The following is a 23,476-nucleotide window of genomic DNA, read 5'->3' on the forward strand; positions in this document are numbered from 1 at the left end:
ACCAGCCGGGTAGACCAACCAGGCCGACAGCACCTGTGTTTGCGGGGTTCGGGGTGATGCCTATTCCGGGCGGATCCAACTGCATTGCCGTAACCGCTTGGCCGACAACGGTCATAACGTCGACCACCGGAGGCGTAGCCGGCACCCCAACGTCCGGAATTTGAACACACGGACCGGCCGCTTCGCAGGACCATGTTGTGCCGTCATCATTAACGACGTTCACTGCCATCGGGGCACCACTATCAGCATTTCGAACAAGCGTCATATTGGCGGCGTCAGTCGACGGAACGAACTCGAGCGGCGGTCCGGACGGCGCGGCGCTCCCACCACCTCCCCCGCCCACAGCAGCTGGCGCGGATCCAGTCGTTCCACCCCCTGACGGCACACTCGTGTACGTACCTTCGACCACAACTGTCGAACCACCCAAGCCTCCGCCGAAGGCACCGCCAGTTCCGGTGCCGATCCCCGGCTGCGCAAATACTGGGTTCGCGTTGAACACTCCAACTAGAAGCACTGATGCGATAACCCCAAGCGGCTTACGCATGACCCACCGCCCTTATGGATTCCAGTTGCCTACTTGCCAAACCGTCGATCATGGTGCGTCGCATGGGGTACCCGAAGAAGTCACTGCATCGGAAACAATGCGCCAGCCTGATGAATCTGGCCACGCCACGTTCTCCAGAGTCGGCTTGCCCAGCTCCCGCCGGACTCGGTCAGGAGGGAGCACACTCGTGCCGTCCGGACGGATCTGGTCATAGTTCGAGCTGTCGATGCAGACTCGCAATGTTGCCGACGCTTCTTCCTTAATTGGGTTCCCGTCAGCATCCTTTGGTGCCTGCAGTTCCGTCACGAATGCATCTGCGACAGTCGCAGCACCCGTGGAGACAATTCCTTGAGATCGGCGCAGGTTCACGTTTGCCTTCAACTGATCGAGGATCTTTCCACTCGCAACAGAGTCCAGCATGTTGATGTCTACAGCAGGATCGCTCTCGACCTTCGCGAGAACGGCGAAGAACTCATTCACCTTTGCTGTTGCCTGCTCGGTCGCCTGTTGTTCCGGGGACTTTTCGACGCCCTCTGGTCCCGTGAGGACCGGCTGCGTGGTGGTCGTTACGGGGGTCGCCTCAATGTCACCGCTCCCGCATGCGACGCTGATGCTTGCAGCGGCTGCTACTGCGAGGATTGCCGCGCCTGTGCGACGTCGTGTGCTGATCATCGTGGACCCCCTACGTTGTTCTGTGCGTTGTACTGCGATAACGATAATGGTGCGGCTGTTTGGACCGTAACGTGCTTACCGGACACTTCAGACACCTCGATTGACGCGACTGCTATCAACTGGCTATTGCTCCGATCCGGTAGAGGGCGTTGCCGCCATTGTGGAATTGCGCGAGGGCGCGCAAGAGTTCGTCGGTTTCGGGTTCTGGGTCGACATCGATGTCGGCGAGGTTCGCGAGCAGTTGGTCGATCAGCTCCTGGGTCTTGCTGATCTCGTCGCTCCCGTGGGTAGCGATGATCGCCAGTCTCCAGAGACCTTCTCGGAACGGTTCGACGGTGACGCCGCGGTTTGCGGTGGTGAGCGCGGCGGAAAGATCTCCGGTCTTTATTTGTCTGGTGGCGAGCTCTTCGAGGGCATCCGCGAGGGTCGAGATCATGTGCTGCTGTAGGTTTCGTGCCCACCCGTAACGGTCTGACCGTGTCCCGGCGAATGGTTGATCGTTTACCAGTTCTGCAGCCGTCCGCAATTCCGCATCGGTGGCGGCGGCCGGAGTGGTGTCGATCAGTTGTTGCCAGTAGTCCCAGTCCGATCGGACATCGGGGTGCAGTCGGTAGCCGGTGCGGCCGGTGCGGTCGCCGTGCTTCGGAAATGCCTGCTCACCGTTCTCTGTCTCTCCCAACCAATTTCGCAGTCTCGAGAGGTAGTTCTGGCGTCGTGTCGCCTTCTTTTTCGGCTGATCCTCCAGAGGGAGTTTGTCGAAATTGTCTGCAGGCCAGATCTTTTTGTCGATGGAGTCGTGTTTGATTCCCGGGTGGATGGAGAGAAGAGCGGCGATCTCGGTTAGGAGTACTTCACGGCCGTCCTTGGGTGGCTCCCCGGTCGGGGTGGTGACTGCTGGTTTCCCGAGAAGATGGAGCCAGAGATGTCCCGGGGCCGGTACGTCACCAGCGACAGGAGCGATGGGTGGGGCCTGGTCGTCGTACCTGATCGCTTCTGGGGATGTCCACTGCGCGGCGTCCGGGCTGTAGGTCGGAACGTTTGTGACGTCGGGGGCGGTCTCCGATGCGGTAGTTCCGTTCAGCAGCAGCTGGTCGGTGGGGTCGATCGTGGTGACGGAGTCGAGGAAGGTCTCAGCGCTTTCGGCGTCGGTGAGGTGTGCGTCGATTTCGGCTGCAGCCCAGGGGTCGTGCATGGACGACTCTGTGGGGATAGCTGGCTGTGTGGCGGTCGCGAGGTAGGCGGTAATGCCTTCATATTGGTCCGGCTCGAGAAATGCTGGCTGGAATGCGAAGCCGCCGTCGGTGTCTCGTTTGACAAGGCTTGCGGTGTTGCGGTCGACGATGTCGAGTGTCCACGCGGCCTGGGTGTTCTCGCTGGCGGTGCTGGCGGTGCTGGCGGCAGCGAACGCCACGCGCGGTGTGGCGGCCAGGATCTGATCGAGTGATTGCTGTTGGTCGGCCGTCAACTGACTCGCGATGAGAACTACTTCGGGGGCGGTCATTTCGCTTGTGTCGTAGATCGAACGGGCCGCTGCAATGCTGTCGATGTGTTGTTCGACGAGGGTGTCTTGGTCACGTTCGGCTTGTCGGGCGAGTCTGGCCAGCACTTCGCCTGGTTGGTCGGTGTGCTCGATTCGACCGTTGCCGAACAGTTCGGGGAGCTCCTGTCCGAAACCGATCAGCGTCAGGTGCAGATTGTCGGCGAGCGGGGATTCGACGAGTTCGAGGGCCAGGGCCTGGAGAGTGCCGCGGGCGTGCTCTGGTGAAGCTGAGACGCCGAGGTAGCCGAGTTCTTCCAGGTTGAGAAGAACTTGGGTTCGGTCGTCTGTGGAACCGAGTGTCACGAGCGTGGGGTACGGGCTGATTGTGGTGGGTGCTGGGGCGATCCGGACGTCGGCGGGGAGGGTCCAGGTGCCGGTCTCTGATCTGAGCCACTGGTCCGGCAGTACGGAGTCATCAAGGATTACTAGCTCCACCGCATCGGGACCGATGAATGCGCCGAGTAATGCCGGCAGTGCGTTGCCCTGTGTCCGAGCGTGTTCGGCGATAGTCCTCAGTGCTTCGTCGAGCCGCGTGAGGACGTTGTTGTCCGCTGCAGAATGAATCTGTTCTTCCACAACTGCTGCAGCGCCCCAGGTTTGAGGGAGGGTCTCGCCTCTGCGGCGATCGTGCTGTTGACGGTGCCGGCGCAGCCCGAAGGCCCCAGCCAGTCCGATGGCCGCTAGGGCTGAGATACCGAGCCACAATGTGCTGTTCTGATCCTCGGAGACATCGCTTGGCTGCGCAGTGGCGGCGATATATACCGGGTCTGTCGTCGATGTATTCAGTGGGATCTGGGTGGCTGGCTGAGTCGGGGCGGGAGCTGCAGCAGGACTGGGTGACGACGTCTGCGCTGGAGCAGGCATTTGAGCGGGTGCCGGCCCGGGTGCCACAACATCTGCGCCCGCGGACTCAGCAGCAGGTTCGGAAGCTGCCACCGGGGCGGGAGCCTCTGCTGGCTCAGGGGCGGCCACCGGAGCAGGCGCTGGCTCAGGAACCGCCGACGGGGCGGGGGCCTCTGCCTGCTCAGGGGCTGCTGGAGCAGGCGCTGGCTCAGGAGCCGCCGCTGTCGGAGCAGGTAGCTGTGACGAAGCGCTGTTGAGTTCGATGCCGAAAATCTTCGCAGCGGCGGCGGCAGCGGCCTGCGCTTCTGCCTGAGCCTGTTCGTCACCGCCCGGAACCATCTCCGCTTGTTCCGGAACGTCGGTGCCACCCAGGAGAGGTGCAGCGGAGGACAGTTCAGGCGCTGCTGCGGGGGCCGGTTCAGGAGCGGCAGCCGGAGCCGGTTCGGGAGCGGCAGCGACCGGGGCCGGTTCAGGAGCGACGGTCGGTTCGGGCACAGCAGCAGGTACAGGAGCGGCAGCAACCGGGGCCGGGTCGGGGGAAGCAACCGGACCCGGTTCGGGCGTGACGGTCTCGGCGGTTTGATCGTTGACGGTGAGCTGCTGGCCGACGTGGATGATTGTCGACGGTGCAGTTCCGTCGGCGTTGATGATTTCTTTGTAGCGGTGTCCGTCACCCAGATGTTGCTCGGCGATGCTCCAGAGACTGTCGCCTTCTCGAACTGTGTAGGCCCCGTCGACGGTTGTGGGTGCGGCGGCGGGGAGCTGAAGTTTCCATCCTGGTTGCAGCCATCCGTCGACGGTCAGGACGTCGGCGTTGAGTTGCTTGATCTCGGTGTATCGAAAGCCATCGCCAAGGTGGCGTTCTGCGAGTTTCCATAGGCTGTCGCCCTGCTGCACCGTGATGGTTTCCCCGTTGATGGGGCGGGCGGGGGCTTCTGCTGGATGCGGTTGGCTTTGTTGCGTTACTTGGATCGGTGCCGAGTGGGCAGGGGCGTCGAAGAGCGGTAGTGCTGTGGCGGTGAGGGGTTGGGCTGTGGCGGTGCCCGCTGTTACCAGCATGAGCGCTCCGCCTATGAGAACGGAGGCGCTTCGCTGCTGGAAGCCGAGGCCTCGGAGTTGAGGTGCTTTGATGCCGCGTAGTGCTGCGACGAGTTCGATGACGGTGCTGAAGGTGAAGGTGGCCCAGGCGAGCCAGCCGATCCAGGTCACGAATCCGAGGAAGAGTGATCCGTCGTCTTGGGTGGTCAGAGCTGTTTTGATCTGGTCGAGATCGGGCAGCGTCGTCGGTATTGGGTTGCCGCGGAATGTCCACAGTGCGAGCGGAATTCCGACGACGAGGACGAGTAGGACGATCAGGTAGAGCAAACCAGTCAAGCGCCGTCGGATGGTGGTCATGCGGGTGTCCTTTCCGATGGCTGCAGGGTGGCCGGGGTCGTGCAGCGTTGCGCCGCGAGCTGTCGAATCACGTCCTCCGTCTTCTCGTGGAGTTCTGCGACTCGTCTGCTCTGCGGTCGATTGGTCATGGTGTGCCGGGGATTCCGAGGTTGGTGCGGTTCAGGTTGACGGTGGCTGTTCCGATGATCTGCTGTGGCCCGACGCCGATCAAACCGAGGACACGGGGTTGGTAGGTCGTTGTGGTGGTGATCAGCAGTGTTGTCGGTCCGGTCTGCACGACGACGCCGGGGATTCCTGCTGCGGCAAGGTATTTGGTGGCTTTGGCTTGGGCTGTCAGCGGGTTGACGACGACGTTGGTACCGCGGACTGCGAGTGGTTCGATGATGGCTTGTCCTGCCCCGCGGGCTGCTTCTTCAGCGACTTGCTCGGCGCGCTGCTTGGCGTAAACTTTGCCGCCGCCGTCGACGACGAGACCCATCATGATCAGCAACGCCATGGCTGTGATGACGCTCCACATGGCGATGGTTCCGGCGTCGTTGTGCGCGTCTCGCCGTGTGCAGGCGGCCACCGCCCGGCGTAGTGCTTCGGTCATCAGGCGCGCTCCCGGTAGGTGTCGACGGGTGAAGTCGCGGTTGCTGTGATGGTCCGTGAGCCCATGACTTGCGGGAATCCGAGTGCGTCGAGGGAGATGACGCACGTGACGGTGGCCGAGACGGAAGCCGTGACGCCGGGGCGAGTTCTGAATCCGCCGAGGTCGGTGTTGACGTTGAGAGCGGAACAGGTGAGCCCTCGTGCTGCCAGGTCGTTTCGCGCGGCTGCTTGCGCATCGGGGGCTGCGGAGAACGCCGTTCGCGCGATGGAGGCGGTACGCGCGGCCTCGTTCGCGGCGTGGACTACTTTCTGGTGCGCTTGCGCGAGAACGCCGAAGGTGACGATCAGTGCGATCAGGAACAGTGTGGCGGGGGCGACGATGACAGTCTGCAGGGCCGATCCTCGGTCGTCGGCTCTGGCTGCGGCTGCCAGCTGGCGCAGTTTGTTCGCGGTGTTCATCTGGTTCCTGGGGCAGTGACTCGTTCAACGGGAAGCGTCTCGCTGACATTGATGTCGAGGGAGAAGAAGGGGATGAGGCGGATGGGTTGTCCGGTGATCTGGACAGTTGCTTCTCGCAAGCCTCGGTTGACGACAATGACGGGTGCTCGAAGGGTCGTCGGGCCGGCGGTGGATGCGAAGGCGTAGCCCGCCGCTGTTCCGGCCGCAGCGCTGCCGAATTGCGATCGCGCTTGTCGTAGAGCTTCTTCACCGGTCGAAATCGCTACGGTCCGTGCGTGAGCGTAGAGAGCTGCCTGGATTGCGATGAGGAAGAGCAGTAGGACGACGCCGAATACCACGACTGTTTCGAGGGCTGCGCCGCGGTCGTCTCGACGTATGCGGGTGAGCCATTCGCGTAGTGGTACATGTGTGTCGGTGAGCAACGCTGGTCCTCCCCTGTCTCGTTGGGCGAGTGGTGGGGTTACTGGATTCGGTTGAGGTAGCGCTGTGCAACCACGGTGATTCCGGCGACGATAGCGATGGCGAGGATGACGAGGCCGGCGGTGATGACGACGGTCTCCATGCTGTAGCCCTTGTCGCTTTTGCGTCCGCCGGCGCGCTCGGTCATCCGGGTATAGGAGAACAGTGCCAATGCGAACAGTGTTGCGGTGGTTGCTGCGATCCGGTTTGCGATTGTGCGCGATGCTGCCATGTGACGTTTCCCTTCGATATGTAAAAGCCCTGGTTATGACGGTTCTGGATGCCGGTCAGACTATCGCCAAGACCGGACACTTCGAGCAGGTGAAGTGCACGGATCGGTGTTTGCACAGCTCAAACTTGGTAGTTGATCGTTGAATGACAACGCATTCGGGTTGTTCGGTCTAGACGCCGCCCATGATGTTCACTCCGGCCGGCACGATCAGCATGATCATGAACAGCACGGCCAAGGTGCCGAGAGGTGCGTCCATCTTCTTCGTTTTGGCTCCTGCTTCGCCTTGTTCTTTCGAGAGCAGGGCACTGCGGAGCGCTCCGGCCCGCGCGGCAAGAGTGTCGGCCACGCTCGCTCCCTGGTCGCCGGTATAGGTCATGATGTCCGCGAGATCTCCCAACTCCGGCAGCGCCAGTTCGGCTGCAAGATTGGACAGAGCAGCCCATGGTGCCTGTCCGGCGAGGGACGCTTTCTGAAGCTCGGCATCCAGACGTAGAAACACCCAGCTATCGCCCACTGCGGCAGCGCGTTCGAGACTTTGGAATGCAGCGACGCCGCCACTTCGGTTCAACGAAACGAAGTCGATGAACGCCGCCAATGCTCGGGTGAATTCGAGTCGGGCACTAGCGGCGCGAGTCTTGACGTCGGCGTCGGGCGCGAAGAATCCCACCAGCGCCAGGACGAGGGAACCGGCTACGGGAAAAGTCAGGGGCACTGCCATGCCGAACAGCGCCAGGAGTGCGATCGAAATCGGCGCGATGATCAGACCTATTGCAGCGGAAAGGATTTTGTCTCCGATGAACTTTTGTGGAGTTTCTCGGAGGATCGCCAGGTCCGCGGTCGGGATCCTGAACCACGCCTGCGATCGCAGCCGCGGGTAGAAGCGGGCACCGACCTTGTAGGACAGGGCATCCGAACCGGTGAGGTCGTCACCGCCGCGGGTGTCGACGGTGTACGGGTCCGGGGCTGCACCGGACAGTCGTTCCATGGCATCGCCGAGTGCTGGGTCGGCCGGCAGTATGCGGAGAACGAGGAGGATCAAGCCGAGAGCGGCGAGAGCGGCAAGGGCGATCGCCCAGAGCTCGAAGTTGTTCATACTGCGCTCCTCTCACGTGCGGTGTTTGCTGCGTCGCGGTCCTTGGTGCCGATGAACCTGGGGTATTTCACTGGCAAGGTGTATCGCTTCATCCACCCGAGCACCAGGCCGAAACCGATGAATTCGAGGAACAGAACGGGCTGGAGGAGGGGCTGTTTGTACGGGTCCATGTAGTTGGTGAACAGGAACAACCCAACGATGACAACGACGGTGATGACGGTGACCCCGCGAGCGGTCGTGCGGGGCCCTTGCCGTTCCGCTTCGGCCGTTCTGCGGTTGCGCACGTTCTCTGCCACCGATTCTGAAAGTCGCTTCAAGGCTGCGGTGAGTCCGGAGCCGCGCAGGCGAGCTGCCTGCCGCAGTGCACCGACCACGTAGTCGCCGGTGGAATCGTCGAGATCGTCTGCGAACCGAAGCAACGCTTCGTCGATCGACACATTGCCACGCAGGCGCGTGATGAGGCTCGTAATTTCCGGACGCAATGCTTGAGGCATTCCCCTGTGCGTTGCGATGATGGCCTGTTCGAGGCCGGATCCTGCTGCGAGCACTCCAGTCAGGTTGCGCACCCATTCTTCGAGGGCATTGAGGCGTTCGATGTCGTCGGCGGCGGCTGACGATCCGAGTAGGTAGGGGACGCCTACTGCTGCGATCGGAATGATGGGGAAGAGTACGAACCATCCACTGAGGAGCCATGCAGCAAGGCCGACGGCAGTTCCGATGGCGAGGAGTAATTTTGTCCGCCGGGCAATCCGCGCACGTGAGGTGCGGTGGCGTGTCGGCGCAGTCGGGTCGCGGCGATCGCGAATTCCGTTGGCAAAAAACCACATCCCGGCGGCAAAGACAAGGACGATACCGACGGCCGTGAACGTGTACATCAGAGCCCACCACCTGTGATCGTGTTGATGGGGATTTGGTTCGGACTGAAACCGCCTGCGTAGAGCTTGCGGAGCAAAGCTGGGGGCAAAGTTCCGTATTCGCCGGTCCCGCCCGGCTTTCCTTCGTAAATTTTGGTTACTGCGGGCATGGCGTTTTCGCCGGCCTCGATATGGATGACCTCGCTGACGAATCGGACCTGACGCCTCTCGCCGGTGTCGGTAAATTCGTAGTCCGTCTGCAGCTGAATGATCAGATTGATGTGGTGTGCCACTTGGCGGTAGGCGTACTCGACCGGCACTCCTGCTTCGAGGGCGCAGGTGACGAGGCGGTCGATCGCGCCGGCGGCATGCTCGGCGTGCGTGGTACTCAGGGAGCCTTTGGCCATCTGCATTGCTTTGAACATGTCGATGATCTCGCCGCCGGCTACCTCTCCGACGATGACACGGTCGAGCTGCATTCGCACGAACTGGTAAAGGATGTCGGACAGCGTCGTCGCGCCGCGTAGCGCTCCGGTCAGCTCGTTTCGTTCGCCGCCGCCGGTGATTGCCTCGGCTGCAACAACATACGGTCTGCGACCGTCGAGTTTGTCGAGGAACAGTTCGTACTCTGTCTCTGCTGTGCCGATCCGTGTTTGCAGGGGAAGGCAGTTGGCGAGCGCACGAAGGTTGGTTGTTTTACCTGATCCCATGGGCCCGGAGATCACGATGGAGGCACCACCGATGACTGCGGCGCTGAGGATCTCGGACAACAGTTGGGGCATAACACCCATTTCGACCATCTTGTCGATGGTCACATCCTTGTGGCGGTGCATGCGGATGGCGATACTGGGATGGCGGACCGAGTAGCCCATCGCGGACAAGCGGATGTCGCCGGGCAGATTGAGGCGGAGGTTGGGGTTGACCTGCGAGAACGGTCGTCCACCACCGGGTGCGCGCTGCGCGAGGTTGGTGAGCCAGTCGTAGAGCTCTTCGTCGCTGTCCGCGATCGGCGGTCGTGCCTGCAGACTCCCGTCGGGGTACATCACAATGACGCTGTCGCCGTTGATGAGGATGTTCTCGACGTTCGGGTCGTCGACGAGCGGCTGAAGTGGGCCGAGTCCGAACAGCGTGTCGAAGACCGCTTTGACCAGCGTCTGTTCCTCTTGGACGCTCAGCTGTTCGTGACCGGTGTCGATCGCGGACTGCACTTCTTTGCTGACGAGATCTATGACGATCTGCCTGCCCGACTCACGCTCCTCGTCCGGGGTCATGGCAGTGACGCCCAGCTCAGGGTTGAGGGCCTGATCTGCTCGTTGGGTCTTACGGAGAGAGAGGATTTCGGATGCTTCTTTGGTCAGTTGCTTGACCAATTGGTGGTTGGTCCTCGCGACGTCCGACCGCTCAGCTGGAAATGGTGATGGCGATGTGAACGGGACCGTCTCGAGTCGCTCGGGTTCCGGGTGGGAGTGGCGACCGTCCTTGCCGGCTGCGGCGAGCAGACCTGCAGATGAGGAGCCGTATTGCCCGCTCCTGTAACGAGTTATCTCGTTGTCGCCATCGTCGAGGATGATCGGATCGGCGGCAAACATCGGTAGGTCGGGTAGGGCTGGTCGCTCGTCGTAGTCGAAGTCGGGGGCGTTGTTGGTCATGCGGGTGTTCTCCCTTTGGCCTTGTCGGCTCGTTACGCGGGCTGTGAGCTGTATGGCGAGTTGGCGATCCATACGGGCTGGTGCGTTTCGTGGAAGCGCTCGATCTTTTGCCAGGTTCCGTCGATTGCGCGTAGATAGCTTGATCGACGTCGCCGCCAATTACTGAGCGAGGCACCTTCGGAAAAAACTTGCGCGTGTACCGGTGATTCGGGAAGGACTGCGATGACGTCGAGGCCGGTCGCCGCGGCGGTCTCGGCTGCGCTGTAGGGCTCGGTACCCCTGACAATGAGGCCGATGCTGGCCGGCGACTTCGTATTCTCCAGATGCTGCTGTAGTGGGCCCAAGCCAGCACGAACCGCTGCCACTGCGGTCCTGGTCGGTCTGAGCATTATGGCGATAACGTCACTGTGACGGATCAGGTCTTGATGTCCGGACCGTAGATTGAGGCGACCGGCGTCGACGAGCAGGTCACCGCCGCCCTGTTTCGACAACAACGCCAGATGTGCCCCCAACGGGCCCCACGTCGACTTCATCGATTCCGTTTGAGCTGCATTGACCAGGCCGGGGACGAACCATCCTTGCGCCTTGGTCGGCTCCTCTGGATCGAACGGCCCGATTCTAACTATTTGGTGCTGGAAGGCTGGGCCTATTCGGCCGTGCCTGTTCGGCTCGACCAGTTGGATGATCGATCGGTCGTGCCGGCGGCGCGCGTGAAAGTACCCGGCCAGCGTCGGGGACGATCCGATCGGATCGGCCTCGATGTACAGCAGCTTGCGGGAGTCTGCGGTGAGAGCGATGCCCAGGCCGGTCGTCGAGACGCCTGGCGAGCCGGAGATCGAGGTCAGGGTGACGAGCATGGCTCAGCGCTCCCGGGAGTCGAGGACGATGGCGACGCGGTTGGTGGCGGCTCGGGCGGCGATCCAGCTGGCCTCGTCTTTCTTGACCAGAACGTCCACTGTCGTCTGTCCGGTCTCGGGGATGTCCTTCACGGCAACGACCTGTGCGTTCGCGGTGACCGGACCCTGCACCGGGGAATCGTCTTGATCTCGGGGAGTGTCGACGATCCGGACGTTGTCGCCTGCGAGCAGTGGCTCTGCGGGAAGTTTGCCGATTGCGACGGTGATGCCGACCAAAGTGTTGTCCCCGCTGGGGATTACGGCGTTGGTGAACGACGATGGGTTCAGTGCCGATCCGCTCAGGAGCGGAACTGCTGCGCTCTGGCCCACGACCGATGCTTTGTCTGTGGCAGGAACGGTCGCGATGGTCGCATCGCTGTTGACCTCTGCGGTTTTGAGGTCGTCGGTGGTGATCGTCTCCCCCTGTGGCACGTCGCGGGCGAGCACCAGAATTGTCGTGGTGGCGCGCATGGCGTTCACCAAAAAGACCGCTCCTACGATTGCGACGGTCATCAAGGCGACTCCCGCGATCCAGTACGACCGTCGACGGCGCACTTTGGTGGTGGATACGACTTCGGTGAAGTCATGGCCCGGCTTAGGAGATGCCTCTCTTGCGCTGCGCGGCTCCCCCACTGTGGCGGTCGATGTCTTTTCTTTGAGATTGCCGAACATGGGCATAGCTCAGTCACTTTCCGTTTGTGTCGTGGCGTCGAGGCCGAGATGTGCTTTGAGGGCAGTTCCGATGAGGTGGCTGCGGGAACGGGCCTTGAACTGGTCTTTCAGTTGATCGATGATCACCCAGTCATCGGCGTACAACCCGACCGTGACTCCCTTCTTCTCCGCCTTACCCTCAGACGGCTTCCCACCTACTCCCCTGGCGCGGAACAGACCTCCGCCGACCTTGCCTCCCGGAAACAGAAGGCTTTCGAGATCGCTGTGGACATCCTCGATAGCAGTGATGACCACCTCGCCGTGGGTTCTCCCTGTCCGTTTGCTCTCCTTCGCCAGACCGTGTGCAACCCCGACAGCAAGATGAACCGTCGACGGCACAATCGTGTCGTCGTGCCCCAATTCAGCTGCACCAGAGGATGTCTCCTCCTCGTTTGAACTCAACTGCACCACCTCCGCTGACATAGCACTTATCGATCCGGCCGGCGGCGGTGGCATGAAGGCTGCCCCGAGCGACTGTCGCGCAGGCGGAGATGTCGGCACGTTCGCACTCTCAGCGCTGTCGGTCCTCACTCACGATCCTTCCGATGTCCCCGTGTACCTGAGTCGCAGGCTTGAGTGCGACGTACGAGATATACCGGGTCTCCCGGACACCGCGAACAGCGTCGATCCGAACCGAACCCTGCAAAACGAACCCCGTGTTCGTCCCGCAAGAGGACCCCATCCCCTCCCCACCAGGACAAAGGCTATCTCCACCTCAACAACAGTGGTGATCAACACGCGGTACATAACATTTCAGTAACAAGGTAGTCGATCGCGCACTCGTTCAGTTCCGAAGCAAACGCGGCGCGGCACCGACCCCTGACGGTCCGTGCCGCAAGCAATGTCCTCTGCAACTTCTACGGGCCGTTGACTGACTCTCAACCGAACTGCACTCGGCGCTGCCTCTTGACTCCAAGACAAGTTGGATTATGATCACTGCCACGTGATCACAACACGATTTTGTTATCGTTTGACACTCATGTCGGACTGATGTGGTTCTCGTGACTCAGTGCTATTTGATTTGATGGCTTTCATGTGTGTCCACAATCTGCCGCCAATGTTTCTTCAACGCAGCGTCGTTCACCGACGATCTTGAACCGATCGCCATGCAGAGCTCACCAGGAAAACCACCACATCTACCTCTTCGGCCGTGGGCACAGTCATAGAACTGATGCCAGAGGGGTGGTGACACACCACCATTTACCTGCAACCATTGAACGATGAGCTTCTCCGACACCGCCACCGCGCCAGGCAGCGGCGTCGCAGCCCGAACGCTCGACGACCTACGATGGCACCGCGAGTTCCATCGTCAGTCCCAGTTTCGCTGGTGGGACACCGAGGCCGCGCTCGTTGCCACCGAATTCACTCGTGGACAGGACCAGTTCCACACAGTGCACGACCTGGCACAACTGGAGCGATGTCGGCTAGCGCTCGCCGACTACACCACGACCTGCCAGCGAGCCCTGGGCCGCGCCCTCAAACAGTCACAACACGTTCTCGACACGCAGAGCTGGACTTTCGCGACTGATGCGCTCCTGCTGTTGCCGTGGACATGCGAGCAGAGCAGCTACCTTGCGACCTGGGCCGACCCGCACGATCCGACAGCTCTGAGCAACCCTCAAGTCCGGCGCATTCAACGTTCCTGTGAGCGCATGATGTTCGGAAATCCCCTCATTCTTAGTTGGGAATTGAGCCACCTGTGGAGCCTCTACCGAGCCGCCGAGACACTGCTCGAAGACACCCTTGTAGATCTCACCGTTGAACTCTCAGAATCAGTCCCTGACGCCACCCTGCTGTGGGCCACCCAAATGGCGTCGAAGATCGGTCTGGAACAACGGATAGCCGAACAGCGAACGACCCGCGGAGAGCCTGGCGATCCCCGCCGCCGACTGCGTCAGAGCTATTCGGATCTACGCTGATTGGAACGCGAACAGTCCCCCGTTGACCTGGCGTCTTATGTGAAATTCGTGCCAGGCTCGCGTCGAACTACGTAGCAATCCTCGCACTCCCCTACCGATACCTCTCCCCTCAACACTTCGCTTGAGCCTTCGCGAAGCCAGCAGAGCCTGCGGATTGGGAGTCGCGGCCATGATCGCAGCTCGAATCGCACGCTGATTCGCACATATCGACGCTTTGTTGATCCGACATAACTACCCACTCTCGATCCCGTTCATCATCCCAGTGCTCTGCTCCCCTACCTCCGTTACCGTCTACCGGGCAATCATCCCAACACAATGGGCGTAGCACTTCGTAGTACTCCTCGCACAGTAAAGCGTTGGTTTCATCGCGTACTAAACCGCGTGTTTGAGGGCGTACAAATACGCTTGTTACACCGTTGGTTAATACGCGTAATACTACGCATGCAATACCGGGTAGAACTCCGCACGTCAACACGCGGGTTAAATACCGTTTTGGTCAGCACATCAATGCCCGTGTTTCTTCACGTGTTAACAAGGGTGTTGATATGCGACTTAACGTGCGTATTGGTACGCTGTTACTAGGGCGCAGCACTACATGTTTTATTGCGCGTGTTTTGCCGCGTAAGAGTGCGAGCATTGATACGCATGGTGTTACGCGACTTAGACCGTGTTGACTGACGTGCGTGACTGGGCGTACTCTCGCGCACACAACCACGCACGACAACCTGCGCATCCGCCCGCACAAGAGCGTGCGGGACAAGTCGAGCCGCTCGCACGTACCGATTCGGCACCGTGAACGCCTCCCGGTCACGCTTCTCCACGGCAGCGCTCGAATAGATGCACGCGGATCCAGGACTCTGGAAGGAAGGTTCTATCGATGGCAATATCAAATTCCCTCGCAGTCACCCAAGGTAAAGGGGGAGTGGGCAAGACGACGGTTGTTGCCAACCTCGCAGGCCTGTTCGCCGCTGCCGGCTACCGTGTTCTCGTCGGGGAGTTCGACCCTCAGGGCAACCTGGCCCGCGATTTCGGTTACGAAAAGCAGTCCGGTGAAGAACTTCTGATGTCGTTGATGTCAGGCGGACAACCCCCGATCATCAAAGACGTCCGACCCGGTCTAGACGTCATTCCCGCTGGTCCTGCGCTCGTCGACGTTGCTGGCATGATGCTCTCCAGGCTCAGCCGCGGGGGCGAATCGCTGGGGCAGATCCTCCACAAAGTCCTTGCCCCGATCGTTCCCGACTACGACATTGTTCTCTTCGATACCCCGCCAGGCGACGTGATCATCGGTGATGCGGTGCTGTACTGCACGTCGTCCGTTCTCATCCCTACTCGCGCCGACGATGGCAGCCTCGACGGCCTCGACCGCGTCGCCGAGCGCTTCGCGCGTGCCCGGGAGCACAATCCGCAACTGAGATTGGCTGGCATGCTTCTGTTTGCGGTCGGCAGTAGGTCACAACGGCTCCAGGACCAGGTGAGGGAAAGTATTACGCAAGCCATTCCTGACACCATTGCCCCCATCTTCGGCACGACAATCCGCTACATGGAGAGCGCCGCTGCCGACGCGCGGCGGCATGGGCTCCTAGCTCACGAACTCGAAGGCGCTACTGCTAGCGCAAAGAAGGCTCGGTTGAAAGCGCTGAGGGACAAGGTGAAACCACCCAGCCTTCTGCTCTCTCGGGATGCAACCGGGTTGGCGGATGACTACGAGGCCCTAGCAGCTGAGGTCTTGCAACGCTTGGCCGAGCTTGCTGCCGAAGCCGATCACGCAGAAGAGGTAGCACCCGCATGAGCACCACTGATCGCAAGAAGCGACCCAGCCTGGCGGACCAATTCGACAAGCCCGCTCCCCGTGGATCTGGCCTCGCCAACATTTTCCCTCGCAATGGAACGGGTTCCCTCGCCAGGCCTGCCGCAGTGGAACCACGCTCGACCGACGTGGCTGCCGAAAGAGCCGTCGACGAGCCGCACGTACAGGCTCCGGACGTGACATCTGCACCGGATGCTCCTGCAGCACCTGCACCAGAGCCTCCGACCGAGGTTGCTACATCTGCCTCGCCCTCCGGGGGCAGCACTGCCGCAACCGAGGACGTAGCCACCACACCCGAAACCGGGGCCGACACCGCTACAGCGGAGCCGTTGGCTGCGATTGTCGGTGATGAAGATGTGCGCCCGATCGCGGTCTACGTTCCCGCGACGGTCAAAGAGGCCTGGAAGACGCGATCTCAGCGGGAGAAGAAGTCCTACGGCGAGATCGTCGAGGATGCCTTCGCCGCGCACACCCCGGAAACCTTGGTTCGCCTCTTCGCCCCTCGCGCCGTCGAATCGCCACGCGGTGGCATGCCGCGTCTGGCCCGCCCGAAGGTCGCGAGCGGGGGAGTGGAGGTGCGTCCACATCTGTGGGTAGCCCAGACCCGATGGATAGACGAGCAGGTAGAAGCAAGTCCGCTCATCCCCTCACGAAGCGCGCTGATTGCTGCGGTCGTTGAGGACTATCTGATCTCTTGATCCGCCGGGCCAGAGCGTCTTGCTCCTGGCTCCCCACCGTGCTCCCCACCATGCTCCCCACTCCGGTGGGGAGCGTTTTTTTGCCTTTGAGCTGCCCTTATCTCCATGCTCCCCATGCTCCCCACATAAAAGAGCCAAGGTCACGCGTATATCGATGAAGGGGCTTGCGCAGCGGGTCGGTTCGACGAGCTGGGGTGTTCGTCGTGTCCGGTGCCGCAGAGACAATGTCGAGAGATTTCGCCACTTCTGTCACAGAGGTAGATCGAGACGGATCTACCTGTCATGTGTGGTGCGAGGGCGGGTACGGACGAGGTGCGGAGGAACATGTGAACGTGGCACGACAGGCAGGCGACACACCGGATGTCGCGGCCTCCCTGTTTCTGTTACCGAATCCGTTTAATGTGATCGCATGGCTGGAAGCAAACCTGGGAGAGAGTCGAAGGGCCCTCGCATACCCGCAATGGTGCGCACGCCCGACACGCAGTATGCGCATTACAAAAACGAGGCCGACGCCCTTGGCCTCGACCTCAGCGACTACTACGTCTATGTCATGGCGCTGCACCATGATCTACCCATGCCGCATTACATCCAAGATCGAATCGATCCCGCACAGTACAAGCTGGGCGCGTGATGACCTACCCCTAGACAGTGAAAAACCCCCCTCGTGCTTGGCGGCGAGAAGGGGGGTCTTCCGGATTCACAAGTGAGCGAATCGCTCCGCTCCAACCACCCACCGGGAACAACCACGAACACGACAGGAGGTGTATTGACATCATAGCTCAGTACCCCTGCCTCGCCGTGATTTGCGCTCCGAACCCAGCGCGCGTCGTACATCTACGTGTCGGCGGTGAGTCGTGACGTCACCGACTCCCAACCGCGGCCACATGTGGTCGATGGACAACATCCGTCCACGCCTCGAGCAGCTCGGCGGCTTCAAAGCCACATCGAGTACCCAGTTTCAGGCGAGATGCCCCGTTCACGACGACCGTCACGCTTCGCTGTCTGTCACCTGGACTCCGGGCCACCACGGTTCTGGAATGGTGCTGCTGCGGTGCCATGGCTGCTCAGCGACGGCCGCAGAAATCGCCGAGCGTCTCGATATCGGTGTGTCCGATCTGTTCGACGAACCCTTGCCGAGTCGGGATCCGAGCGCACCGCGTGTCGGTAGATCCCCGCAGCAACGGGCAGCGGGCAAACGACGTGGGCGTCTGGGGCGTCTGCCTGCTCGGATTGCCGGTCCGATGCCGGAGCCCGAGGTCGAGCACTCTTGGTCGGAAGTTGCGCGCTATCCCTACACCGATGCCGACAGCGTATTGGTGCAGGAGGTCATCCGCGAGGAGTGCACCTCGTGCGGCGTCAAACACAAACGATTCCGGCAGTTGTTCGTCGGTCCGAATCGCACGTACGTCAAACGTAAGCCTGCGGTGTTCACTCCGGTCCTGTTCGCGATGCCGCAGCTGCAAGCGGCGCTGTCGGCCGGCCAGCCGGTGTGGCTGCTCGAGGGCGAAAAGGATGTCGAGACCGCGATGCGTCTCGGTCTGTGCGCGACCACGAATGCCCAGGGTGGCCTGAACTTTCCGCCACAGCTCGCCGAGGTGTTCGCCGGTGCCGCAGTGCGCGTTGTGCTCGATCGTGACGCCGCAGGATACGAGCGCGGCATCGAACTGGCGTCGCTGCTCGGCGCAGTTGATGCCGAGGTACAACTGCTGCTACCCGGCACAACAGATGACAAATCAGACTTCACAGATCACGTCGAGGCCCAGCTGTGGGATCCGGACGATATGTGGAACGGGTTGATTCCCGTCCATGTCGGTGAGGTTGCGGCACATGCTGCGCTGGCCAAGCTGCGCGGCAAGGCCGCCGAGGTCGAAAAGGCGGCTCAGGAAGCGGCTGCGCGTGCCGAGCGCGGGCGAGTATCAGGTCACCAGGATGAGTGCGCAGACGAGATCCGCCTCGCTGGGCGCTGGGCCGTCGAGGCGGAGCGCCTGTTCGAGCCGTTGAGCGAAGCCGTCGATGCGGTGCGTAGTTTCGCTGCCGCTGAGGGCACGAAGTGGTCGCAAGAAGCGGTCGATGCCGCTACCGCTGTGTGGCGTACTGCCCGCACGGCTGCCCGTGCCGCACACGATATTTCGCGCACTCCGATTCCACCGCTGCTGCACGACGAGGACGAGCACGACGCGGTGCCGCCGGCGACCGGATCCAGCCACATCGACGCCGGTGAATCGACACATCCGCTCCCTGACGGACCCCGACTGCACCTGGTCGGGGCGGCCACCCGCGGCGCTCAGATATCTGCACCGACGTATCGGGTCGTAGAGGGAAGCCTCGTCGAAATCGTCACCAACCGAGATGGCGAGCAGACCGCCAAAATGGTGCTCAGCATCGATGCTCGGATCGTGGAGATGGAATACCTCGAATCGCAGGACGACGGCCTCGACGTCGACGCACCGACCCTGCTCGGACGCGAAGATATCGTCGGGCAGCGGGAAGCCAATCCGCCGTCGCCCGAACAGCTTTCCGCTGTCGTCATCGGGTACACCCATCCCGATACGGGCGAGTTCATGCGTATGCGGGTGGACGCACAGGACTATCGGGACTGCACCTGGGCGGATTCTCTTCCCGGGCCGCCGACGTACGACTCCAAACCCTCTGGAATCGCCAAACTTCGCGACGCCCTGAAAGTGGCGGGTGGAGTGACGATTGCCCGGACGGTTCGATTCCGTTCCACCGGTTGGCGTAAGGACCGAAACGACGAGTGGTTCTACGTGCACGCGGGTGGCGCTATCAGTGCTGCCGGTGCCCGTGTTGCGCCGGTTCTGCTCAGTGGACCGCTCTCGCGTTACGACCTGCCGTGCCCGATCGCCGATGCACCTCGATTGCGTGATGCCTTCATGGTCGATTCGGGATCGATGCTGACGCGTCTGCCGGTGCGAATCGCTGCTCCGTTGCTCGGGCACGTCTTTCGCGCGGCCTTGGGACCCAACCCCTGGGTTCTTTCGCTCATTGGTTCGCCCGGTTCGTACAAGACCTCGATCGCGTCGATCGCGATGCATCACTTCGGTGAGCTGTGGGATCGTCGGCGGCCGGCATCGTCGATGTCAGGTAACGGTGACACTCTCAATGCGCTTCGCATCAAACTGAATTCGTCGAAAGATGCGCTGTACTGGGCCGATGATGTCGCTCCCACACGAGACTGGGGGGCTGCACAGAAAGCGCTCGAAGAGTTCGCGCGCATGGTCCACAACGGCGAACAACGGAGCCGTTCCAGTCGCGACGGGTTGAGCATCCTCGACGGCACCGCCCCCCGATCGTCCGCGATGGTGACCTCCGAGGTCATGCCTCGACCAGGGTCCGGCGCTCAGCGCATGTTGGTGGTGCCGTTGCAGTCCGACGAGATCGAACTCGACGAGCTGATTCGACTCGACAGTGAGCAGTCTCGACATGGACGCGCCCTGCTGATGGCCTCGTTCCTGCAGTGGTTGTGCCCCCGCCTCGAGGAACTGCGGGAAAAGGTCTTCAACGAGGGCGCGCACTACGCCGAGGGCTTACGTGAGCAGGGTGAGACCGTGCGCCAGGCCGAAGCGGTCGGTGCAGTGTGGGCAGGGTGGCAGGCGTTCACCGCTTTTCTGCTCGATGTCGGCGCGCTCGATGCCGATGAGGTCGAGCAAGTTCTCGACGTCGTCGACGGCGGATTGCACGACGCGGTCGTCGCTGCGGCCGATCCCGATCTGCCTTCACGTACCGGGGCGCGGGTGCGCGAGCTCCTTGCGCACGCACTGCGTACCGGGTTGGCCTACGTCGACGACGTTCGTACCGGTGAAGCACCCGACCGCCCGCTCGCCGGCCGGTTGGGGTGGCGACGGACGTTGGTCTCGGACTATCAGGACGTCAAGAAGTACCGCGAAGACGCACGCGGGATCCGGTTGGGGTACGTGCTCACCGACCCCGGACCACGCGACGGTGAAGCGCAGCTGTTGATCGAATCGACTGCCCTCGAACAGGTTCTGAAAGCCGCGGCATCGACGATGTCCGATGCTCCACAGATCGATCGAGGCACGGCGCTGCGGGCCCTCTACGACGAGGGAGTTCTGATCGCCGAGGAACGCGCAGGCAAGACACCCCGTTACACCGTCCAACGCACCATCCATTGTGAGGAACGGCGGCAGCGGATGACCGCTCTCCGTCTGTGGGCGATCCTCGGCGACGGCCCCGACGACGGTCAGATCGGCATCTTCGACGCTGATGGCGGACCCGACGATGCACCGGACGGTACGACACCGAGCGACGTTCCGGGTTCGACCTCCGCAGTGGCCGACCTCGCGACGTTGTTCTCGGTATCGAACAGCGACACCTCATCGACGACGGGCAGCTCTCGTGCCAACGACGCGGAAGCTACGTCTGACAACTCCGAACAGGAGGACATTCCAGTGGGAAGCTACCCCGATGCCGAGGGCCATATCGCTGTGGCAGAACATATTTCGCCGAGCGTCCCGTGCGTGAAGTGCGGAGTGGGCTCGGGCCTTCGCTTCGATGGCCACGTTCTGCACGCGCAGTGCTGGTTCGGAAGCACAGCTGCCTCCCGCGCTGCACTGGTTGCCGATACCGCAGCCGCAGCGAAGCCGCCTGCACCCGCCTCCACTGGCCCGCGGCCGTCGAACGAACCTGCTCGTCGAGCTGCTTCCGAGGCCGCCGAGTCGAGTGCTCCTACGGTTGCGCAACCCAGTGCGCCGCTCGAGACCACGCAGCCTCGGCGTTCAGCTCCCGCGAAGACCGCGGCCAACCCGTTCGCTGCCCCTGCCGCCGTCCTGGACGTCGATGGCATTTGGATGCCCGACGGAAGTCGAATCAATTTGCCACAGAACATCTCTCACGTCGGTCATGTCGCCGCGCTGGTGCAGGAGCTGCGTCTGGGCACTCAGACTTCGTCGTGGCAGAGCGAACCGGGACAGATCTGGGTGACCGCGGCGATGACCGAGAAGTTCGGGGTGGATCTGAGCACGCTGAGCGACGATCCGTCGCAGCGACGCAAAGACGTCGGCGAGGCCACTGCCGGCACAGCGTTCGTCACAGATGCAATCGCCGACGGTTGGACCCTGGGCAAGCCCGGTGACCGGCTCGGTGCGTGGACCCGTGTGTGGCGCACCCAGGGCGAGCACCGCGGTGTGTGGGTCGTCCTGGCTGCCGGCATGAACGCCGATCCACGCGATATCCCTATTCTCGGAGACCGACCGTCCCCGAGCAAACTCGCGCGTCGATTGTCGCTGTTCGCCAGCGCGTTGAAGATGCCGTGGGTGATCACCCCGCAGTCCACAGGTTTCGACCTGATGATCTCGACTCGATTCAAGGACCGCGAGCGGATGTTCGGGGCACAGACTCCCGTCGGCCCGGCCACCATCAGCTCCCTCGAGGACGATTACGCATGGTCCCGCAAACCGACCAGCGACGAGACATCGATGATCTACGTCCACGCGTACGACCGAGGAGGCTCGCATGCTGCGGGAATCGCCGGTTTGGAGATGCCGATCGGATCGGCCACTCATCATCCAGACGGGCGAGCGTTCGACAAGAAGCTGCCGGGCTATTGGCGGGTAGAGGTTCCCGAGGCAGGGGACTGGCGCATCCCACATCCATTGATGCCTCTCGGCGGCCGGCCGGGCCTGCTGTGGGTGACCACACCGAGTCTGCAGGTCGCCGGAGAACTCGGCTACGAGCTCGAACCTGTCGAGGCCTACGTGTGGAACGAACATGGCCGAGTACTCGATCCGTGGTACGAGCGAATCCGGGACGCACGAACAGCTTTGGACGTCGACGACGTCGACGCTCAGTTGGCCAGAGATCTGCTCAAGGGCGTCTACACGCGCACGATCGGCCAGATGGGGTCCTCGGTTCATATGACCGGACGAGCAGGTTTCTCGCCTGAGCGACGCCATCACATCATCGCCAAAGCGCGGGCGAACATCACTCGTCGCATCGTCAAGATCGGCACCGTCTCCGACCGGTGGCCGGTGGCCATCACGAACGACACGGTTCTCTACACCAGCAACGATCCGGATCCGATCGCGTCCTGGCCTGGGGAGGACAAGCAGCTCGGTCGAGGGTTCGGCCAATACAAGTGGGAGGGCTCCGCTCGACTCGGCGATCATCTCGAGTTCCTCGTCGGTGGCCGCTACAAGGGCAAGGAAGCGCTGACGATGAACTGGGATGCCACGACAGGCAAGGGGGAATAGCCAATGGCCGGGCGCAAGCATGCTGGCTTCAAAGAGAACCTGGAAGCAGACGAACGCCGACGCAGCTCACTGTTCCAGGGCTTGACGGGCAGGCGTGGTGCCGATGTCTCCGGCAAGGCCGGCACCACCCCTGACATGCGTGGGATGCTCCTCGCCGCGTACGGCCCGGGCACTCGGGGCGGGGTGAACACTGCCGCAGCTGCGCGCGATCTCGGAGTCTCACGTCGTACGGTGGAACGCTGGGTTGCCGCCGAGGGACGCCAGCGAATCTCGAAGCCGAAGGCCGAGACTCTGAGCAAGCTCACCACCAAGTCGCGGCAGGCAGCGACGACGCAACAGGGCCGGCGCGCCGCCATCAAAGCTGTCCGAGAGAGCAAACAGGGCAAGTCGATCGCCAAATACGGTGCGCGCGTACAGATCAAGGGCCGACAAGGCGTCGCCGGTGGGGGAGGGTTCTACATTCGCAATCGTTCCATCCAGATCCCCCCGGATCAGAGTGGTATGTCGCCATCCGATGTCGAGTCGATGTGGTCGGCGTACGAACGCGGCGGCGACAAAGCGCTCTCGAAGTGGCTCAGCGGCTACGCCAGCGATCGGTACGTCGACGGATGGACCTTCGAGAGCATCGACAACATCTCCATCGACCCGGTCTGACCATAAGAGTCTGCGAGTTCAGGTGTTCGGAGTGTCCGGTGCAACCGCTACGGTATCGGTGGAATCGCGCACGGCAGCGCTCTGCAGGAGGGATCAGAAAGACATGTTCGAGACCAAGTCTCAGCAGTGGAAGACCCGCGTCGTTTCTGCGTTGGCGGGTCTGATCCTCGTCAGCATGGCTGTGCAGGCCAAAATGGGATACGGCGTCTTTCTCGGACCACTCCATTAGA

At 62.0% G+C, this 23,476-nt stretch carries 19 protein-coding genes; 7 read left to right on the forward strand and 12 right to left on the reverse strand.

Annotated elements, in window-relative coordinates:
* Positions 1-592 precede the first annotated feature (592 nt).
* The 12 genes from RFA01S_RS25000 to RFA01S_RS25055 form a co-directional block, all read right to left on the reverse strand.
* The gene (locus RFA01S_RS25000) at positions 593-1,216 is read right to left on the reverse strand and encodes a hypothetical protein (protein WP_015586083.1); all 624 of its coding nucleotides are present in this window, start codon (positions 1,214-1,216) and stop codon (positions 593-595) included.
* 115 nt (positions 1,217-1,331) lie between these two features.
* Positions 1,332-4,994, reverse strand: coding sequence for an AfsR/SARP family transcriptional regulator (locus tag RFA01S_RS28420; RefSeq protein WP_015586082.1), 3,663 nt, complete (start codon positions 4,992-4,994; stop codon positions 1,332-1,334).
* A 124-nt stretch (positions 4,995-5,118) separates the two neighbouring features.
* Positions 5,119-5,586: a pilus assembly protein TadG-related protein gene (locus RFA01S_RS25010; RefSeq protein WP_015586080.1), complete on the reverse strand. Its 468-nt coding sequence runs from the start codon at positions 5,584-5,586 to the stop codon at positions 5,119-5,121.
* Positions 5,586-6,044 (reverse strand): TadE family protein, encoded by a 459-nt coding sequence (locus RFA01S_RS25015; protein ID WP_015586079.1) that lies wholly within the window; start codon positions 6,042-6,044, stop codon positions 5,586-5,588. The genes RFA01S_RS25010 and RFA01S_RS25015 overlap by 1 nt, the downstream gene beginning before the upstream one ends.
* Positions 6,041-6,466, reverse strand: a complete 426-nt coding sequence (locus RFA01S_RS25020) for a type II secretion system protein (protein WP_015586078.1) — start codon at positions 6,464-6,466, stop codon at positions 6,041-6,043. The genes RFA01S_RS25015 and RFA01S_RS25020 overlap by 4 nt, the downstream gene beginning before the upstream one ends.
* Positions 6,467-6,504: 38 nt before the next feature.
* The gene (locus RFA01S_RS25025) at positions 6,505-6,735 is read right to left on the reverse strand and encodes a hypothetical protein (RefSeq protein ID WP_015586077.1); all 231 of its coding nucleotides are present in this window, start codon (positions 6,733-6,735) and stop codon (positions 6,505-6,507) included.
* A gap of 169 nt (positions 6,736-6,904) precedes the next feature.
* A complete protein-coding gene (locus tag RFA01S_RS25030) occupies positions 6,905-7,828 on the reverse strand; it encodes a type II secretion system F family protein (RefSeq protein WP_032364991.1) in 924 nt (307 codons plus the stop codon).
* A complete protein-coding gene (locus RFA01S_RS25035) occupies positions 7,825-8,703 on the reverse strand; it encodes a type II secretion system F family protein (RefSeq protein WP_052047795.1) in 879 nt (292 codons plus the stop codon). Before RFA01S_RS25035 ends, RFA01S_RS25030 begins: the two co-directional genes overlap by 4 nt.
* Positions 8,703-10,331, reverse strand: coding sequence for a TadA family conjugal transfer-associated ATPase (locus RFA01S_RS25040; protein WP_015586074.1), 1,629 nt, complete (start codon positions 10,329-10,331; stop codon positions 8,703-8,705). The genes RFA01S_RS25035 and RFA01S_RS25040 overlap by 1 nt, the downstream gene beginning before the upstream one ends.
* A gap of 32 nt (positions 10,332-10,363) precedes the next feature.
* Positions 10,364-11,188 (reverse strand): hypothetical protein, encoded by an 825-nt coding sequence (locus tag RFA01S_RS25045; RefSeq protein WP_015586073.1) that lies wholly within the window; start codon positions 11,186-11,188, stop codon positions 10,364-10,366.
* Positions 11,189-11,191: 3 nt separating this feature from the next.
* Positions 11,192-11,740, reverse strand: a complete 549-nt coding sequence (locus tag RFA01S_RS25050; RefSeq protein ID WP_230591630.1) for an SAF domain-containing protein — start codon at positions 11,738-11,740, stop codon at positions 11,192-11,194.
* A gap of 168 nt (positions 11,741-11,908) precedes the next feature.
* A complete protein-coding gene (locus RFA01S_RS25055; protein WP_139278540.1) occupies positions 11,909-12,469 on the reverse strand; it encodes a hypothetical protein in 561 nt (186 codons plus the stop codon).
* 689 nt (positions 12,470-13,158) lie between these two features.
* Between RFA01S_RS25055 and RFA01S_RS25060 the strand changes: the two genes are divergently transcribed.
* The 7 genes from RFA01S_RS25060 to RFA01S_RS28345 all read left to right on the forward strand — a co-directional run bounded on the left by RFA01S_RS25060 (position 13,159) and on the right by RFA01S_RS28345 (position 23,475).
* Positions 13,159-13,857, forward strand: a complete 699-nt coding sequence (locus RFA01S_RS25060) for a hypothetical protein (protein WP_015586069.1) — start codon at positions 13,159-13,161, stop codon at positions 13,855-13,857.
* Positions 13,858-14,734: 877 nt separating this feature from the next.
* Positions 14,735-15,649 (forward strand): ParA family protein, encoded by a 915-nt coding sequence (locus RFA01S_RS25065; RefSeq protein WP_015586067.1) that lies wholly within the window; start codon positions 14,735-14,737, stop codon positions 15,647-15,649.
* Complete coding sequence (locus RFA01S_RS25070) at positions 15,646-16,365, forward strand: hypothetical protein (RefSeq protein ID WP_015586066.1); 720 nt, start codon at positions 15,646-15,648, stop codon at positions 16,363-16,365. Before RFA01S_RS25065 ends, RFA01S_RS25070 begins: the two co-directional genes overlap by 4 nt.
* 460 nt (positions 16,366-16,825) lie before the next feature.
* On the forward strand, positions 16,826-16,996 hold the full coding sequence (locus RFA01S_RS27975; RefSeq protein ID WP_015586065.1) for a hypothetical protein: 171 nt from the start codon (positions 16,826-16,828) through the stop codon (positions 16,994-16,996).
* Between the two features lie 223 nt (positions 16,997-17,219).
* Positions 17,220-22,592, forward strand: a complete 5,373-nt coding sequence (locus RFA01S_RS25080; protein WP_032364989.1) for a telomere-binding protein — start codon at positions 17,220-17,222, stop codon at positions 22,590-22,592.
* A 3-nt stretch (positions 22,593-22,595) separates the two neighbouring features.
* Positions 22,596-23,246, forward strand: coding sequence for a helix-turn-helix domain-containing protein (locus tag RFA01S_RS25085; RefSeq protein WP_015586063.1), 651 nt, complete (start codon positions 22,596-22,598; stop codon positions 23,244-23,246).
* Positions 23,247-23,349: 103 nt separating this feature from the next.
* Positions 23,350-23,475, forward strand: a complete 126-nt coding sequence (locus RFA01S_RS28345; protein WP_254924250.1) for a hypothetical protein — start codon at positions 23,350-23,352, stop codon at positions 23,473-23,475.
* The last annotated feature ends 1 nt before the right edge of the window (position 23,476 follow it).

Origin of the sequence: Rhodococcoides fascians NBRC 12155 = LMG 3623 (assembly GCF_001894785.1) — a bacterium.
Taxonomy (GTDB): Bacteria; Actinomycetota; Actinomycetes; order Mycobacteriales; family Mycobacteriaceae; genus Rhodococcoides; species Rhodococcoides fascians.